This window comes from Aequorivita sp. Q41, assembly GCF_039831855.1.
GTDB lineage: Bacteria > Bacteroidota > Bacteroidia > Flavobacteriales > Flavobacteriaceae > Aequorivita.
Genome location: NZ_JBDPMS010000001.1, coordinates 1,218,701 through 1,235,790, shown reverse-complemented (window position 1 = coordinate 1,235,790; position 17,090 = coordinate 1,218,701). Strand labels below are relative to the sequence as shown.

Below are 17,090 nucleotides of genomic sequence, written 5' to 3'. Positions count from 1 at the left end.
ATTCCTTATCTGTTGTGTTTTGAAAAATCTTTATGTTCACTTTTAAAAAGCTCTTCTTTGGTGAGGTTTTTAAAATATTCAAATGTTTTTTTCATTCCTTCTTCTCTAGAAATTTTTGGCTCCCAGCCCAGTATATCTCTTGCTTTTGTAATATCTGGCTCACGTTGCAAGGGGTCGTCTTGAGGTAAAGGTTTGTATATTATTTCCTGATTTGTGCCTGAGAGTTTAATAATCTCTTTTGCAAAATCCAATATAGTTATTTCTTCAGGATTGCCAATATTTACGGGTAGCGCATAATCACTAAGTAACAAACGATATAATCCTTCCACCTGATCGTCTACATAGCAAAAAGAGCGTGTTTGCTTACCATCACCAAAAACTGTTAGGTTTTCACCTCGTAACGTTTGTCCAATAAACGCTGGGATTACCCTACCGTCATTAAGTCGCATTCTTGGGCCATAAGTATTAAAAATTCGGGCAATACGCGTTTCTAAACCATGAAATCTGTGATATGCCATTGTAATGGATTCTTGAAAACGTTTGGCTTCATCATAAACGCCACGAGGTCCAATGGTATTTACATTCCCAAAATACGCTTCTGTTTGTGGATGCACTTGGGGGTCTCCATATACTTCAGAAGTAGAAGCAATTAAAATTCGTGCGTTTTTTTCTTTTGCTAATCCCAATAAATTATGAGTGCCTAAAGACCCAACTTTTAATGTTTGAATGGGGATTTTTAAATAATCTATCGGACTTGCAGGGGAAGCAAAATGAAGAATATAATCTACTTTTCCAGGTACGTGCACGAATTTGGTTACATCGTGATGATAAAATTCGAAAGCTTCCAACTTAAAAAGATGTTCAATATTTTTAAGATCACCTGTTATAAGGTTATCCATCGCAATAACGTGAAAATCTTCTGCAATAAATTTATCACAAAGATGCGAACCTAAAAATCCGGCGGCACCAGTAATCAGCACACGTTTTTTCATAGGTTTACAGCTTTTCTTCCGATTGAAACATATGTAAACCCTTCTGTTTCCATATCGTCGGTATTATACAAATTTCTGCCGTCAAATATAATGGGTTGCTTTAGCAGTTGCTTTAATTTAGTATAATTTGGGGTTCTAAAAATACTCCACTCCGTACAAATTAACAATGCGTCTGCATTTTCGAGTGCAGTATACATGGTTTCTGAATAGTTTAATTTATTGCCAAAGCGTTTTTCAATATTTGGCATCGCTTCTGGATCAAAAACTTGGAGTTTTGCTCCTTTCTCAAGTAATTTTTCCATCATATCGATGGAAGGTGCTTCGCGAATATCGTCTGTTTCAGGTTTAAAAGCCAAACCCCAAACTGCAATGGTTTTTCCCTTTAAATCATTATTAAAGCACTCGGAAATTTTAGGCAATAAAACTGTTTTTTGGTTGGAATTGATTTCAATAACTGAATTTAATATTTTGAAATCATAATCGTTATCTTTTCCAGCTTTTTGAAGTGCTTTAACGTCTTTAGGGAAGCAAGAACCCCCATAACCAATACCAGGGAATAGAAACCTTTTGCCAATGCGGCTATCGGTGCCCATACCTGCGCGAACCATATCTACATCTGCGCCAACTTTTTCGCAATAGTTGGCAATCTCGTTCATAAAGGTAATCTTAGTTGCCAAAAAGGAATTTGCAGCGTATTTTGTGAGTTCTGCCGACTTTTCATCCATAATAATTATTGGATTTCCAGAGCGCACAAAAGGGCTATACAGTTTTTTCATCAATGCTGTGGCCTTTTCACTACTAGAACCAACAACGATACGTTCGGGTTTTAAAAAATCGTCTACCGCAAAACCTTCTCTTAAAAATTCAGGATTGGAAACTACGTCAAATTCACAAGAAGCATTTTTTGCGATTATAGCCTGAACTTTTTCAGCAGTACCAACTGGGACCGTACTTTTATCTACAATAACCTTGTATTCTTTAATTTTTTTCCCGATTTCTTCAGAAACATTTAAAACATAGGAAAGATCTGCGGAACCGTCTTCATCTTCAGGAGTTGGGAGTGCAAGGAATATTATATCGCCATGCACCAAACCTTCGTCTAACGAAGTTGTAAATTTTAAACGGTTCGCTTTTATATTTCGTTCAAAAAGTACATCAAGATGTGGCTCATAGATTGGTACTTCACCATTGCGCATTTTTTTAACTTTTGCTTCGTCAATATCTACACAAACTACTTCATTTCCTGTTTCTGCCAAACAAGTTCCCGTTACCAGACCTACGTAGCCTGTTCCTATTACTGCTATTTTCATATTTAGTAAGCCTTTAGTAAACCCTTAACGCTGCTAAAAGAGCGGTATTTAGAATAAACTTTGGCATTATTTTTAAATTATCAAAGCGCAAAAGTACAATTTGCAATTCTTTTTATTTGTTTTTTATAGTGTTGTTTTCATTGGGTTTAACACTCGTTAGGAGTATTATTAATATAAACCCAGTGTAATATGCTCCAATCTGTCTATGAAATAAATTTTCGACTAGGCAGTATAGTACCAAAATAGTTAGCATTGCTGTTGGGAAAAATTGTTTTCTAACAGCAAAAAAATTAACTACAATAAAAGTTGTAAAAAACAACAAAGCAAGAAAGCCTGCACTCAAATAAAAGTCTAAAAACTGGTTGTGTGTATTGTATCGTGCAGAAACAAACTGTTCCTTTTTTGTAGGATTAGCGATAGTAGATTCATAGCATACTGCAAGTTTTTCTTCAGTGGCTTTAAGCCCGATACCTGTTAAAGAAAAACCTTCATTTGTAATAACATTTTGAGCGCAACTCCAAATTACTGCCCTAAGTTCATAGGTCATGGAGTTTTGGATAAATGTGGGGGGGCTGGTTTTATGGTTTTCATAATTTGTCTGAAAACCGTTTTCGTTTTTCAACAGAAAAAATAATCCTACCACAGCTACGATGGCTACTATTCCAATAATTGCTTTCCAAATTTTACGTTGCCCATAAAACTGTCTAACTAATAACAATACACATAGGGCGATAACCGCAATTTTTGATGAAATTAATATGATAAACAAAGCATTTACAAAGATATTTGCCAAGTAATAGTTGTTATTGGGATGGTATTTTTTTTGTATTGCTTGAAATGAAATCAGGATACTAAAGGTGCTAAGAAGCCCAAGATAAAGCCTATCAATTAGCAGGGATTCGATAACTTGAGGAGATTCTCCCAAAGCAAAACTACCCGTTGCATCTGTTATTAACACAAAATTATACACTGAAAAAAGAATCGCTGCCAATGAAGAAAATATAATGGCATTATTGATTTTTTTTACATCGGCTATAGGAATGTAAAGAATAGCAAGACCAACAGCGATTATTACTTTCTTAAGAGTGGTAAAGTCTTCCAATCCACGTCCAGAAATCAGCGAGTTTATACATAAGTAAGCAAAAAAGCCTAAAAATATTGCGATTGGTAAAGATTTCAATTTTTTAAAATCTTCTTTTCTTACAATAAATGGAAAAGCTACAACAAGAATACCCATTAAAATATTTGGTGGTGCTCGAAAATAATCATCAAATGGGATGATTAGGTAGAGCAACATAAACGCATATGGATATATGGCGGAGAGCAGTATCCTCATAACTATTACTATAAGCTGAAAATTCTAGGGGAAGATAAAAAACTCTGATGAAATATTAGTGAAAAGATGCTAATACTAGGAAAACAAACGTATTTCTATTTTGAAAACCGTTCTTTTAAAACCAAATAAATAAATCTTGAATTCCCTACAAGATAACGTTTCCACATTCTTCTTGGTTCTTGTAAAAAGCGATAAAACCATTCTAATCCATATTTTTGCATCCAAAGAGGTGCGCGTTTGGTTTTTCCAGAAATAACATCAAAACTACCGCCAACGCCCATAATAAGGTTAATGTGCTTGAGTTGTTCTTTATGTCTCCTAAGAAAATTTTCCTTGATTGGAGAAGTTATACCTACAAAAAGCATTTGAGCACCACTAGTTACAATCTCTTGCACAATTTTTTCTTCGTCTGAAGCTTTAAAATAGCCATTACGGTGACCAGCAATTACATCTGATCCATAAAGCTGGGTATATTTATTGACTACTCCTTGAACAATTTCTTCTTTTGCGCCAAATAAAAATACTTTATAGCCATTTTTTGAAGCACTTTCAACTAGTTTAATCATAAGATCAATACCAGCAACTCGTTCTTTCAATGGTGTTCCTAAAAAGTTTGAAGCCCATATCACGGATTGTCCATCTGCAGTAATAAGATTACTACACAAAACACTTTCTTTAAGTTCAGCGTCTATTTGCATATCGACCAATTTACCCGCATTTACACCTTCCAAATGTATTTGAGTGTTTGATTCAATTGCATGTTCTACTTTTCTGATTACCTCAGCTTGAGAAAAATTTTCTATCTGCGTTCCGAGTATTTCTATTGTCTTACTTTCCATAAACCTTTCTTGTAGGTTTCAATTATTTATATTCAGAAAAAACCACGACCTGTTTGGCGCGATTTTCCTTTTCTATGAATTCTTTAAATTTTTTCATTGAAAAAGGCGTAAATGCTTTGGGGTGCCCAATTATTACAAAATCCTCAAGGTTTTTCTTTTTATAAAATTGAAAAGCTTTTTCTAGATATCCAGCCTTAAACCCATCTATAGCAACAACTGAGTAGGACGGGCGAAGCAATAACTTTAAAATATGAAGTTTTGAAGGGCCAACCGCCGAAGATTTACTATATGAAACATGTTCGGGGATTTTTAAGAGGCGTACTGCAACAAATTTCCAAAAAAAGAAAGGGAGTACTTTAAACGAACTAATAGCTACTTCTGTAAAACTCCCAAGAGAATCTTCTTTAACAAGATCTAAAGAAAATTTCCAGCTAGATTTATCAAAACCTATGTTTTTAAAATCAAACCATTGGTCTTTGGATTTTAAAACACCTTTGGGGTATACTGTACTGTCAATAGTAACACCATTTTTAAGCAATGCCTTTCCTATAGGCTCAAAAGGTTGCGCAGACCATCCGCCGGCTCTAAAGGCGGTAATTTCTTGCCCTGTAATTCGGTGAAGGATGTTTGTATATTCAGTAACTATTTCAAGAACTTCCTCGTCTGAAAAATCAGACAATTTATATCTTGTTAAATCAAAAATCCATTGGGTACCATCATAGTCGGTATCTTCCCAATGCGGGTGAATGTGTAATTGTACTTCATGGCCTTTCGCACATAAGTCCTTTAATTGATTGGTAACAAGTTGATAATCTTTTTCCAGTGAAGGATAAGTGTCTTTAAATTTCTCTAGATATTTTAAATAACCAACATCTACAAAAAGTACAAGTTTCACATTTAATGGCTCAACAATTTTAAGAAGCTCCTCCATGGGTTTTATGATACAATCCTCTGGCTTGGGGTTGTTTTCATAAAAAAGTTCATAATCTAGCGTAATCAGTATCTTCATTCCGAGGTTTCTTCTTTATTTTTCAAAATAATCAGCAAAGATACGGTAAAGGCAAAGAATTCTATACCCTTAATTCTAACTAACATTGACTCGGTTATATTCGCCACTAAAAACAATAAAAGTACGGTTAGAAAAAAGTATTGTTTTTTTCTCCAACAAATAAAAAGTAGGTAAGCGAAAACAGATAAAAATACGATGGCACCAATAATTCCATTAACACTCAAATATTCTAAAAACTGATTGTGTGCATTGTATTTTTCCAGAGCTGCGGTCTGAAAATTATTCTCTAAATATTTCTTCTTACGCACTTCCTCTTTGCATGCGTTCCCAACCCCAAAAATTGGATATTCCGTAAAAATATCATACGAAATTTTAAACCTACTTATGCGTTGATCTTTCCCTAGATTTTGGAATGAAACCAGTCTTTCTTTTAGAAAACTGCTTGCTGTGCCCATAAATAATGCCCCAATTAAAACTAACACGGAAAAGGTTATACCAATTTCTTTCCAATGGGTTTTTATTTTTGTCAATATTAAAAAAACGACAAGAATAGATAGACTTAATAATGCCGTTCTACTCGCTAATTGAATTAATCCTAGAAATAAAATAACACATAGAATTATTTTAGTCCATTTTTTATAGGAAGACTCCATAAATAAAAACACAATAGAGGTTACAATGTACAGTCCAAGATAAGCAGGATGTGTATCAGCTATTGCTGTAAATTGATGGTTTAAATGGCGCCATCTCCAAAAATAGTGTAAGGGCTCATTACCTACAATCATTTCGTAAATTGCATTTGCATAACATAGAGACAAAGTAGCTATACAACCCCATAATAACGCTAGAAATAGATTTTTCCAGTCTTTAGTATATTCCTCCTTACAGCTAATAAATGTAATTGGAATAAGTATTAAGCTCCAATATTTTTCTATACCTTTTAAAAAGACACCAATACCTTCAAAAGGATTTAAGGCAGCAAATAATGCCAACATAAAAAATAAACCAAGTGGTATAAAAAGACTGTAGTTTTTTTTTATGGTATAAAACCTTCTTTTAAAATTTCCTTCAATAATAAATAATGCAAAAAAAACAACAAGTAAAATATTGTTTATAATTGTGTACATGGGCAATGTAAACAATACAAGATAAAACACATATTTTTTTATAATGGCTATCTGTTTCAAGGCTTATATTTATTTATGGCCATTAAGGGAAAAGCTGCTATATAATAGAGAATTTGTTTACTCCGAGATATTCCTTCCTTCCACTTTACATCTTTTTTTATTACAAGTTGCTTTTGTGATCGCAATCGGTTTCCAGCGATAATATGTGGAATATCGAAGGTTTTATCATTTAAGTCTGAAATATTTTCGGTCTTACCAAAAAGGTGTTTTTCTATTTTTTGAATGGTTAGCTCTGGTTCATTAACAAAGTCTTCGTAGCGTATTTTAATCACTTTTCTGTCTAATAATGAGACCAATTGCGCCCAAATATTTACTAATGAATAATAGAAAATCGCTGATAGTGGATTTTTTGGAGTTTGTACATTTTTCCCGAAGGAGTAGACAACCCCTCTAACGTCTCGTACCAAATAAATGCCTTTAAGATTAATGTTTTTATTCTTTCTTAAAAGAAGGTACCTAGAAATATATTTTGAAGAATCCAACAGCCAAGGTTTCGAAACTTTAGTATGGATAGCTTTAAAGACCATATCGGTCATTGCGCTGTAGGTAGTATTTAAGGGTTTTCCCAAAAGAAGCAAAGGAATGTTATGGTGTTTCTCTAATGAATTAGAAAGAGCTACATTCGCTTTATTTTTTAAAAGCGATAAGTCTATATCGTTTAATACGGGAGCCCAAAAATTACATAGAGAAAGATTTTCACCACAAGAACAATCTTTATCTTCAAGAAGATAATCCAAAAATTGGTGCATTTCACCAACAGTATGTATATTCGGGTGGTTATTTAGAATAGTTGCCAACATTGTAGTGCCGCTTCTTCCAGCTCCCAAAAGATAAATTAAGTTAACTGGTTTTTCTTCCATAGCACCATTCTCGCCTCGGTCATTCATCTTTTTTACTTTCAGTCTGATTTCTATATTTAATGATTTTTGCAGGCACGCCTCCAACAATTGCATAATCTGGAATGTCTTTGGTTACTACAGAGCCTGCGGCAATAACACAGTGATTACCTACTTTACATCCGGCGGTAATAATTACATTGGCGCCTATCCAAACATCATCCCCAACAAAGGTTTCTAGATAATGTTTTCCTTGCTTAGCAATGGGAATCTCTAAAGAATCAAATTTATGGTTTCTAGAATAGATTTTTACATCTGGCCCCATAATTACATAACTGCCTATATGTACGTTGGTTTGAATCATACAACGTGTTCCCATTTCTGAAAAATCACCAACGGTGGCAAAAAGTGAAATTTCTGCGCGGTTTTTTACTAATGGCTTTTTGCCGCAGCTTTTTAAATAGTTTTTGACTAAGAAACTGCGTACCTGAGGAAAGAAAAGACTATAAGGTCTATAATCTTCAGGTGTATTTCTAAAAAAAACTAGATAGATGAAATATAAAAATTTTTTCATTTTCTATAAATTTTCAAAAGTTCAGTACACACAGTGTCTAAGGAAATATCCTTAAAAGAAGCTACGGCATTTGCTGACAGTCTTTGGTATTCAGATGGCGAAATATCCATAAGGTTGCCTAAAAGCGCCGTAAGTTTTTCGGGAGTTTCAAGGGGGAATGTAAACCCATTTTCATTTTCTGTAATTTGCTCTTTAAACTGGGGTATGTTTGAAGTTAAAACAGGTATTCCGCAATACATAGCTTCAACTATCACCGTAGCAAATCCTTCAGACCTTGAGGGAAGCACCAAAAATTTAGACTGATTGTATAGAGTTCTTAATTGCTCATGGGTTTGATCTTCCTTTAATTCTAATGTGAAGCCATCATTAATAAGTTGCAGGAATAGCTTTTTATATTTTTCTCCATTGCCAACAATACAAAAACGAATGTCTTTGTTTAAATCTTTTATTGATTGATATAGTATATCAATTCCTTTTACTTCAAAAAAAGAACCCACAAAAAGATAATCGTAAATCTTTTGCTTTGGTTCTGGATAAAAAATGCTAGGATTAACACCTACTGGAAGTATTTTACCAATGGGTAATTTGAGTTTTTTCGTAACGTTTTTTGCAACCTCTTTTCCTACGGGTATGGTAAAGTCAATCTTTTTTGAAAAAAAACGAAGTAATTTTTCATTTTTTTTATTAACCTGAATATTTGCGTCCATCCCATGAAAAGTAACAACCAACTTAGTTTTAGGATGAAATACTTTATAAATCCATGCAGAAAAAATTAAAGGAAAAAAACTGTGAAGATGTACTACATCATATTTTTTAAATAGGAAGGGGATAAAACGAAAAAAAGAAAGTAGGTGCTTTGTAATGCTGCCTATTGGACCCGTTATTTTTCTTCTCATAAAAAAAATAGCGATGTCCTCATCTGGCGTTATCAATCTTTGTATACACTCAAATTGATTCTTCACAAAAATCCCTGAATACTTTTTTTGAGCACTAGGATACATACTTGTTATAAGTAATATTCTCACGTTTTTTCAGTATTGGCAATTAACATAAATACAGGGACACTTAACAATATATACACATTGTTTGTAAGCATAGGGTTTGAAATACAAAAGAAAACAAAAACCCAAAGCAAGGCCCTGAGCATAGGAGGGGTTTTTCCAAAACTAAAGGCATGCTTTAAATATGAATAAGAAATTCGAAAAAGAAGAATAAAAATAATAATGCCCATAAATCCATATTCTCCTAAAATTGATGCAAAATTACTGTCATAAATACCCCACTCTTCAACAAAATAATATCTTTGATCTACGCCAAAATCTTTATAAACCTGGCTATCTTTAGCGTAAATAGAGCCAAAAGTACCTGCTCCCGAGCCAATTGGAAAATATTTACCAATTAACAATATAGACATATAGAACATCAACCCCCTAATGTAGTTTGAATCCAGACTATACGATGCTTCTAAATTGGCCATGATGCTTTCGGGTAGGTCCGTGAAAATTAAAACTCCTGTTACAATCAATATTCCTAGAAAAACAAAAGCAAAAAACACAAGGAAGTTTTTATAGATATAATCCCAATAAAAAAAGGTAAGCAATATAGCTACTCCAAAAATTGCAGTTCTAGTATCTGCTAATACAATAATAGCAAGCCCAATACTTATTTTTATCCATCCTGTTCTATCTATATTTCTGTTTTCTTTTTTAAACTTATCCAATACCAGTGCTATAAACACTATAACCATATATGCCATATGATTAGGATGTCTAAAAAACCCCGTATATCTAATGCTTGAAATACCAGGTCTCGTGTATTTTGAAACGCCATAGGTATAGTTAAAAATCTCTCCTAATAAAAGGTGTAGAAAGATTCCAATCCCAGCAAATACAAGTACCCAAAAGAAGAATTTTTTTATTTTCTCTATATGGTTTTTAAACAACATGATAAATGCTGTTAAGAATATAAAAAACTTAATAGTTACTAGACTTTGTATTATTATTTGTAGGATATTACTATTAAGTCCAAAAATGAAGCTTATAAGAATAGAATATGCTAAAAAGCCAAATATTGCAATATGCATTAGTGTGGTTTTCCTTCTACTCCATATATCATAAATGATTATAACCAAAGAAAATAAAAGCATAAATTCATCTGAGTAATCGAATATGCTTAAAGTTGTAGTAGTCTTAAAAAAGAAATTAAAAATACTAAGAGCTGAAAGAAACAGAAAGAAACTTCTAATTATAGCATTCATGGCGTTTTCCAAATTAATTTTTTAATATAAAAAGCGCTTGCTATTTTAGAAAATATCAAACTAAAGGCAGTTGCAAATGCAACCCCATTGATACCGTATGCTGTAACTAAAGTTAAGTTTAAAATAAGATTTATTATAAATGAAACTACCAATATGTTTTGAAAAACTTTTTGATATCCAGTCATTTGAAAAATAGATCCAACCGGGCCAACTACAGAATTGAATAATTGTCCCACACATAAAATCAATAACGCTGTTGAAGCTGCTATAAATTCTGAGCCAAAAATATTTAAAATAAAATCTTTAAAAAGAAAAATTCCTACTACTGAAGTAATTGAAAAAAGGGCATTAATATATGTCGCAAATTTAATTAGCTTTTTAAAAAGTAAATAATTTCCTCCATGGTAAGCATGCGATAATTTTGGTGCTAAAATAGAATCGACTGCTTGTAATGAAAAACTTACCACGGTTGCAATTTTCAAAGCAACACTATACATACCTACTGTTGCGCTATCTTCATAAATTCCTAAAATAATGGTATCTGCCCACCCTAATAAAACAATCATAGAGGCAGACAAAAACATCGGGAAAGAATCTTTAAGAAAAGAGGCTACTTTGTATTTGGTTTTTTTTGAAAGTGGCGTTATATACTTTCTTAAATACCCGAGAGATATTATAAAGAGCACTGCCACTGCTATAGTATGAGCAATCGCTGTTGTAATAGGGTCTTTTGACCAGAAAAAAACCAACAGCCAAAAAAAGATCATTGTAAAAATGAACCTTCCGCCATTAAACAAAAAAGCATAAAGTGTATTTTGTCTTAAGCCCCTAAATACTGAAGCATTAATTAACATTAAAGTATATAAAACAATACTTGGTGCGGTCCATTTTAAAAAGGGTGCTAACTCAGGGTCCTTAAAAAAATTAATACTGATCCAGTTTGACCCCAAAAAGATAAGTATTCCAATAAGCAACGAACCTCCAACAAAAAAAGGGTATGCTTTTAAAAATAAGCCTTTTGCGTTATCAAAATTATTTTCAATTGCAAAAAGCTTAACAAAGTTTACGTCTGCTCCTAATATACAAATTAGTGAGGCAATCATTAAAAAAGAAAAGCTTAATGAAATTCTTCCTTGTGTTTCTGCGCCAAAATAAAGTACGGTGTAATAAACAAAAAGATAACCTGCTAGGAAACCTAATATTCTTAAAAAAAGGGCTATCCCTCCTTTTTTTAAAACTTCCATTAAGTCTGATTCAATATTTATCTTTTTCATTGCTTATCCTTCAAATACATCCGAATTGTTATTGTAATTTTTTTATAAAATCTACAATTCTTTCGCAAGCTTTACCATCGCCATAGGGGTTGTGCAGTTTACACATTTTCTCGTATTGTTCTTTATTTTTCATGAGGTTTAAAGCCTCTGCGATTATTTTGTTTTTATCTGTACCTACAAGTTTTACAGTGCCTGCTTTTACTGCCTCAGGGCGTTCTGTTGTATTTCTCATTACTAGAACAGGCTTCCCTAGACTAGGTGCCTCTTCTTGTACACCTCCACTATCTGTTATAATAAGTTTAGATTCATTCATTAACCAGACAAAAGCCGGATAACTTAGTGGAGCAATTAGATGTACATTATCCAATCCTTTTAAAAGTTCATATACGGGTTTTTGAACATTTGGATTTAGATGTACTGGATAAATAATTTGATAATTTAAAGAAGATTTGGCTATCTCTTTTAGTGCATTACAAATATTAATAAAGCCTTCTCCATGGTTTTCTCGTCTATGGCCCGTTACTAGTATTAATTGTTTATCAGGTTCAATAATTTCTTTAAGAGTATTAACCTCTTTATCTTCAAATGCAGGAGAAGTAACTTTTTTTACACTATAGTTTAAAGCATCTATAACAGTATTTCCAGTAACCAAAATTTGATCTGGATGAATATTTTCTTTTAATAAATTGGCACGAGATGTTTCAGTAGGAGCAAAGTGTAAATCACTTACTCTTCCAGTAATCGATCTATTTATTTCTTCTGGGAAAGGCGAAAATTTATTAAACGTACGTAAACCCGCTTCTATATGGCAAACTTTTGCTCCAGAATAGAACGCAGCGATACTTGCTGCCATTGTGGTGGTGGTATCACCGTGAACGTATACATAATCAGGTTTAAAATCCTCTAAAACAGGTTTTAATTCCGTAATAATATCAGCAGTTAAGGAATATAAATTCTGATTTGGCTTCATCAAATTCAGATCATAGTCTGGAATTATTTCAAAAAAATCCAAGACCTGATCAAGCATTTCCCTATGTTGTGCTGTGATACACACTTTCGTGTTAAAAATTTCAGGCTGAGATTTAAAAGCTTTAACCAAAGGAGCCATTTTTATAGCTTCAGGTCGAGTACCAAAAATAATTAGGCTTGAAAGCATAGAAAGCAATTTTTTTATTGCTTCATTGCAATAGTTTTAATATATCGATATAAGTGTCTACTTACGGCAAAAACTAAGAATAGAAACACAAACAGCATTGGGTAAAAAATAACTTTATTCGTTAAAATTCCCTTTTCATCAACTACTGCAATGTTACTATCTATACTAATTATAGGTTTGTCGGCAAAAACTAAATCTTCACTTAGTTCTTTATTGTTTTTTTGCAATTCCATTTTTAATTCCAATATATTGGAAATATTAAAATTCTTGTCGACCACAAAAATTTGAGAACTAGAACTTGGCAATGATTCTCCTTTGCTATATGTACTTATTACGGTATCAATTTGTGCCAAGGTTTCAGAATTAACTTTTATTTGTTCTTCAATTCCTTTCTTTCCAACTTCTCCCAGTCTTTTTATAACCTCTTGGTTATTAAGATAGTTTAAAACACTTTCTACAGATTTCTCATCTGCAACGGAAGATAGCGTTAAAGTCAATGTATGGTATTTAAAAGAACTTCTAAAAGGCTCTATTTTTTCTTCTACGATATCTTGAAAGTTAAGGTTTCTTAAAAGCGCATCTATATCTCTCCCATTTTCTTTAAACTCTTCTGTCAAGTCTTTAAAGCTAAAGATAGGAGTAATTTCAATGTTTTTTATTTCTAAGGAATCAGCTCGTAATCCATTCGTTTTAAAAAATAAAGTGTCTTTAGACTTGGCTTTTTTTGCTATAACGTCAATAGCATTATAGGTATATTGTTCACTGTTGAAATTAGTGCGAATAACGACAGTAGCCTCTTGATTGGTTTCGCCATATTTTTGTGAAAAATAACCGAGCACGCCCCCCAGTATTATTAGTATTAAAAAAATGTACCAAGATTTTATCAAAAATTGAATTGCGTGATAGCACGTTGATAAAAACTTATTCCTAACCCTTTCTAATCCTTTAAATAAAGAGTCTAAATCAATTTCTTCTTTGTTTGAGTTCATTTTTTTTATGAATAATGGTTGAACAAATTCTGTAAGCTTTTCCTCCAGTCAATTGAGGGTTGATCAAAAAAAAATAAAAATTTTTTATTACTTAATACACTATACTCTGGTCTTGCGGCAAAAGTACGGTAATGATTGGTTTTTGCAAGATTTGCATCTTTTAATTTTTCGCGCTGCCGAAGGATTTCTTCTGCAAAGCCAAACCATGTTGTTTCTCCGCTATTACTGTAATGATACATGCCATAATCTGTTGAGTTTTTAGCAATTACTTCTAGCATTGCATTCGCTAAATCGTTGGCATTTGTTGGTGTTCCTGTTTGTTCGGTAGTAATGGTAAGGGGTTTATCCTCCTGTGAATACTTCAATATAGTTTTTAAAAAATTATGCCCATACTGCGAATACAACCACGAGGTTCTAAAAATGTAATATTTAGAACAAATTTCTTGAATATAGTGCTCCCCTTTTAGCTTGGAAGCTCCATAAACATTAAGGGGGTTTGTACTATCTGTTTCTAAATACGGTGCTTTCTTTTTTCCATCAAACACATAATCTGTGGAAATATGTATTAAAACAATATCGTTTTCTTTACAACTTTCAGCTATATTTTTAACAGCTTCGCCATTAATAGCAAACGCACGCTCTTTGTCACTTTCTGCCTGTTCAACATTCGTATAAGCGGCGGTATTTATACAATAATCAAAAGTATTTTTTTTAAAAAAATCCGTCAGTAAGTTTGTTTTTTCTATCGCTAGCTCTTCTTTTGAAACAAAGACAAAATCAAGGTCGGGAAAATTGGTAGCAGCATCTTTTATGCAGCTGCCCAGTTGTCCATTCGCACCTGTTACCAATATTTTTTTCATGAAATCGCTTTCTCAAAAGTGGAAAGTTCTAAATCTTTTTCTGAAATAATAAATTCTTCCTTTGAAAGATGCCAATCTAATGCTAAGGTTGCGTCATTATAGATAATTCCACTTTCGGAAGCTTTATCGTAATAATTATCGCATTTATATGAAAAAATAGATGCTTCCGAAAGAGTAATAAACCCATGTGCAAAGCCACGTGGCACAAAAAGTTGCAACTGTTCCAAATCGTCCAGAATAATAGAAAATGATTTTCCAAAAGTTTCAGAATCCTTTCGAATATCTACCACAATGTCTAAAACTCTCCCTTTCACCACACGAACTAATTTTGCTTGTGCCATTGCACCATTTTGAAAATGTAGCCCACGCAACACTCCTTTTGTAGAAATGGATTGATTATCCTGGACAAAATCTATCTTCAGGCCTGTTGTTTTTTCAAAAATTTTTTGGTTGTAAGTTTCGTAAAAAAGCCCGCGTTCATCTCTAAAAACGTTTGGTTTTAAGATAAAACAATCTTTTAATGGTGTTTTTTGTAATTCCAAAATTAATCTAGTTGAATTAAATGTTTTCCGTAGCCACTTTTCATTAACGGCTCAGCTAATTTGATGAGTTGTTGTTTTGAAATATATCCCATTTCATAAGCTGCTTCTTCAATAGCACCAATTTTTAAACCTTGCCTTTCTTCAATAACCTCAACAAATTGTGCAGCTTGCATCAAGGATGCAAAAGTACCTGTATCTAACCAAGCCGTACCTTTATCAAGGATACTAACATTTAGTTTTTCTTGTTTTAAATACACGTTGTTTACATCTGTTATTTCAAGTTCGCCGCGGGCGCTCGGTTTTATATTTGCCGCAATTTCCACCACACTATTATCATAAAAATAGATTCCAGGAACTGCAAAGTTTGATTTTGGGACTATAGGTTTCTCTTCAATAGAAAGCGCTTTTCCATTTTTATCGAATTCAACCACTCCATAGCGTTCAGGATCTAAAACGTGATACGCATAAATTACACCGCCATCGGGATTGTTATTAGATTGCAGCAATTCCTTCAAACCAGAGCCATAAAAAATATTATCCCCTAAAATTAAAGCTACTTTATCGGTACCAATAAATTCTCTTCCAATTATAAAAGCTTCTGCAAGCCCATTTGGTGCTGCTTGTTCGGCATATTGAAAATTACAACCTAGCTTTTTCCCATCTCCCAAAAGTTGTTTAAACAAAGGAAGGTCTTGTGGGGTGGAAATAATTAAAATTTCAGTAATCCCAGCATACATAAGTGTTGATAACGGATAATAAATCATCGGTTTGTCATAAACTGGCATTAACTGCTTGCTTACCGCCAATGTAATTGGGTGTAATCTGGTGCCTGAGCCTCCTGCTAAAATTATTCCTTTCATCTTTTGTTTTTTACCACCTAGCTTCTCTATAAAACGTCCTATTACTAGGTTTTAAATTATAATCTATCGCTATTATCTAAATACCATTCAATCGTTTTCCGAATGCCGCTTTCAAAATTTTCGTTTGCTTTCCAGCCAAGCTCATTTTCTATTTTTGAAGCATCAATGGCATACCTAAAATCATGTCCAGGCCGGTCTTTTACAAAGGTTATCTGTTCTTTATAGGAACTGTTTTTAGGACGTATTTCGTCCAATAATTCACAGATAACATGGGCAATGTATAAGTTTTCACGTTCGTTGTTACCGCCAATATTATAGGTTGCTCCTAATTTTCCGTTTTCCAAAGCTAGGTAAATTCCACTGCAATGATCCGTTACATAAAGCCAATCCCGAATGTTTTTTCCATCGCCATAAATTGGGATTGGTGCAGCTGAAAGTGCTTTTCTGATTATTGTAGGAATTAATTTTTCTTTATGCTGATTGGGGCCGTAATTATTTGAGCAATTGGTAGTAATAACAGGCATTCCGTAGGTGTGAAAATAACTGCGAACAATAAAATCTGATGAAGCTTTTGAAGCACTGTATGGGCTGTTTGGCGCATATGAGGTTTCTTCCGTAAAAAGCCCTGTTTCTCCTAAAGTTCCATAAACCTCATCGGTAGAAATGTGAAGGAATCGTGCGATATTAAAATCTTCTTTCAACTTATTTGGACCATCCATCCACGTTTTATAAGCACTTTGAAGTAAATTGAAGGTGCCAACAATATTTGTTTGAATAAATTCTGAAGGGCCCGAAATAGAATTGTCCACATGGCTTTCGGCAGCAAAATGGACTACTTTCTGAAATTTATGTGTGGTAAATAATTTTTGAACTAAATCTAAATCGCAAATATCTCCTTTTATAAAAGTAATTTTATCGGAAACAGCTTCTAGATTCTTCATATTTCCAGCATAAGTAAGCTTATCCAGCACGAATATTTCGTCTTCTGAATTATTACGGACGTATTCCACATAATTAGAACCTATAAATCCTGCGCCTCCAGTAATCAGTACTTTAATCTCTTTCAAAA

The 17,090-nt window shown here is 33.2% G+C and carries 17 protein-coding genes; all 17 read right to left on the bottom strand.

The genetic code is table 11. From position 1 onward, the window contains the following. Positions 1–5: 5 nt before the first annotated feature. Positions 6–992, bottom strand: coding sequence for a UDP-glucuronic acid decarboxylase family protein (locus ABJ955_RS05755; RefSeq protein WP_347373643.1), 987 nt, complete (start codon positions 990–992; stop codon positions 6–8). Then, positions 989–2,302: a UDP-glucose/GDP-mannose dehydrogenase family protein gene (locus tag ABJ955_RS05750; protein WP_347373642.1), complete on the bottom strand. Its 1,314-nt coding sequence runs from the start codon at positions 2,300–2,302 to the stop codon at positions 989–991. Before ABJ955_RS05750 ends, ABJ955_RS05755 begins: the two co-directional genes overlap by 4 nt. 112 nt (positions 2,303–2,414) lie before the next feature. Continuing rightward, the gene (locus ABJ955_RS05745) at positions 2,415–3,638 is read right to left on the bottom strand and encodes an O-antigen ligase family protein (RefSeq protein ID WP_347373641.1); all 1,224 of its coding nucleotides are present in this window, start codon (positions 3,636–3,638) and stop codon (positions 2,415–2,417) included. Positions 3,639–3,733: 95 nt separating this feature from the next. Then, the gene (locus ABJ955_RS05740) at positions 3,734–4,477 is read right to left on the bottom strand and encodes a WecB/TagA/CpsF family glycosyltransferase (protein WP_347373640.1); all 744 of its coding nucleotides are present in this window, start codon (positions 4,475–4,477) and stop codon (positions 3,734–3,736) included. Positions 4,478–4,499: 22 nt separating this feature from the next. Beyond that, positions 4,500–5,486, bottom strand: a complete 987-nt coding sequence (locus ABJ955_RS05735; RefSeq protein ID WP_347373639.1) for a hypothetical protein — start codon at positions 5,484–5,486, stop codon at positions 4,500–4,502. Continuing rightward, positions 5,483–6,613 (bottom strand): O-antigen ligase family protein, encoded by a 1,131-nt coding sequence (locus ABJ955_RS05730; RefSeq protein ID WP_347373638.1) that lies wholly within the window; start codon positions 6,611–6,613, stop codon positions 5,483–5,485. The genes ABJ955_RS05735 and ABJ955_RS05730 overlap by 4 nt, the downstream gene beginning before the upstream one ends. 56 nt (positions 6,614–6,669) lie before the next feature. Further along, positions 6,670–7,560, bottom strand: a complete 891-nt coding sequence (locus tag ABJ955_RS05725; protein WP_347373637.1) for a sulfotransferase — start codon at positions 7,558–7,560, stop codon at positions 6,670–6,672. Beyond that, on the bottom strand, positions 7,553–8,083 hold the full coding sequence (locus ABJ955_RS05720; RefSeq protein WP_347373636.1) for an acyltransferase: 531 nt from the start codon (positions 8,081–8,083) through the stop codon (positions 7,553–7,555). Before ABJ955_RS05720 ends, ABJ955_RS05725 begins: the two co-directional genes overlap by 8 nt. After that, positions 8,080–9,108 (bottom strand): glycosyltransferase family 4 protein, encoded by a 1,029-nt coding sequence (locus ABJ955_RS05715; RefSeq protein WP_347373635.1) that lies wholly within the window; start codon positions 9,106–9,108, stop codon positions 8,080–8,082. The genes ABJ955_RS05720 and ABJ955_RS05715 overlap by 4 nt, the downstream gene beginning before the upstream one ends. After that, complete coding sequence (locus tag ABJ955_RS05710; RefSeq protein ID WP_347373634.1) at positions 9,105–10,028, bottom strand: O-antigen ligase family protein; 924 nt, start codon at positions 10,026–10,028, stop codon at positions 9,105–9,107. Before ABJ955_RS05710 ends, ABJ955_RS05715 begins: the two co-directional genes overlap by 4 nt. Positions 10,029–10,336: 308 nt before the next feature. Then, complete coding sequence (locus tag ABJ955_RS05705) at positions 10,337–11,614, bottom strand: flippase (RefSeq protein ID WP_347373633.1); 1,278 nt, start codon at positions 11,612–11,614, stop codon at positions 10,337–10,339. 28 nt (positions 11,615–11,642) lie between these two features. Further along, positions 11,643–12,770, bottom strand: coding sequence for a UDP-N-acetylglucosamine 2-epimerase (non-hydrolyzing) (wecB, locus tag ABJ955_RS05700; RefSeq protein WP_347374367.1), 1,128 nt, complete (start codon positions 12,768–12,770; stop codon positions 11,643–11,645). A gap of 14 nt (positions 12,771–12,784) precedes the next feature. Next, on the bottom strand, positions 12,785–13,759 hold the full coding sequence (locus tag ABJ955_RS05695; protein ID WP_347373632.1) for a hypothetical protein: 975 nt from the start codon (positions 13,757–13,759) through the stop codon (positions 12,785–12,787). Between the two features lie 5 nt (positions 13,760–13,764). After that, positions 13,765–14,619, bottom strand: coding sequence for a dTDP-4-dehydrorhamnose reductase (rfbD, locus tag ABJ955_RS05690; RefSeq protein ID WP_347373631.1), 855 nt, complete (start codon positions 14,617–14,619; stop codon positions 13,765–13,767). Next, positions 14,616–15,161: a dTDP-4-dehydrorhamnose 3,5-epimerase gene (gene rfbC, locus ABJ955_RS05685; RefSeq protein WP_347373630.1), complete on the bottom strand. Its 546-nt coding sequence runs from the start codon at positions 15,159–15,161 to the stop codon at positions 14,616–14,618. Before rfbC ends, rfbD begins: the two co-directional genes overlap by 4 nt. A 2-nt stretch (positions 15,162–15,163) precedes the next feature. Then, positions 15,164–16,021 (bottom strand): glucose-1-phosphate thymidylyltransferase RfbA, encoded by an 858-nt coding sequence (gene rfbA / locus ABJ955_RS05680; protein ID WP_347373629.1) that lies wholly within the window; start codon positions 16,019–16,021, stop codon positions 15,164–15,166. A gap of 56 nt (positions 16,022–16,077) precedes the next feature. Further along, positions 16,078–17,088 carry a dTDP-glucose 4,6-dehydratase gene (rfbB, locus tag ABJ955_RS05675; protein ID WP_347373628.1) on the bottom strand — a complete coding sequence of 337 codons (1,011 nt, stop codon included), beginning with the start codon at positions 17,086–17,088 and terminating at the stop codon, positions 16,078–16,080. Between the last annotated feature and the right edge of the window lie 2 nt (positions 17,089–17,090).

Excerpts from the sequence above, each read along its gene's own strand:
- ABJ955_RS05695 (WP_347373632.1), bottom strand. The coding sequence starts at position 13,759 with ATGAACTCAAACAAAGAAGAAATTGATTTAGACTCTTTATTTAAAGGA.
- ABJ955_RS05705 (WP_347373633.1), bottom strand. The coding sequence starts at position 11,614 with ATGAAAAAGATAAATATTGAATCAGACTTAATGGAAGTTTTAAAAAAA.
- ABJ955_RS05755 (WP_347373643.1), bottom strand. The coding sequence starts at position 992 with ATGAAAAAACGTGTGCTGATTACTGGTGCCGCCGGATTTTTAGGTTCG.
- wecB (WP_347374367.1), bottom strand. The coding sequence starts at position 12,770 with ATGCTTTCAAGCCTAATTATTTTTGGTACTCGACCTGAAGCTATAAAA.
- rfbA (WP_347373629.1), bottom strand. The coding sequence starts at position 16,021 with ATGAAAGGAATAATTTTAGCAGGAGGCTCAGGCACCAGATTACACCCA.
- ABJ955_RS05720 (WP_347373636.1), bottom strand. The coding sequence starts at position 8,083 with ATGAAAAAATTTTTATATTTCATCTATCTAGTTTTTTTTAGAAATACA.
- ABJ955_RS05750 (WP_347373642.1), bottom strand. The coding sequence starts at position 2,302 with ATGAAAATAGCAGTAATAGGAACAGGCTACGTAGGTCTGGTAACGGGA.
- ABJ955_RS05725 (WP_347373637.1), bottom strand. The coding sequence starts at position 7,560 with ATGAATGACCGAGGCGAGAATGGTGCTATGGAAGAAAAACCAGTTAAC.
- rfbD (WP_347373631.1), bottom strand. The coding sequence starts at position 14,619 with ATGAAAAAAATATTGGTAACAGGTGCGAATGGACAACTGGGCAGCTGC.
- ABJ955_RS05735 (WP_347373639.1), bottom strand. The coding sequence starts at position 5,486 with ATGAAGATACTGATTACGCTAGATTATGAACTTTTTTATGAAAACAAC.
- ABJ955_RS05730 (WP_347373638.1), bottom strand. The coding sequence starts at position 6,613 with ATGTACACAATTATAAACAATATTTTACTTGTTGTTTTTTTTGCATTA.
- ABJ955_RS05740 (WP_347373640.1), bottom strand. The coding sequence starts at position 4,477 with ATGGAAAGTAAGACAATAGAAATACTCGGAACGCAGATAGAAAATTTT.
- ABJ955_RS05745 (WP_347373641.1), bottom strand. The coding sequence starts at position 3,638 with ATGAGGATACTGCTCTCCGCCATATATCCATATGCGTTTATGTTGCTC.
- ABJ955_RS05710 (WP_347373634.1), bottom strand. The coding sequence starts at position 10,028 with ATGTTGTTTAAAAACCATATAGAGAAAATAAAAAAATTCTTCTTTTGG.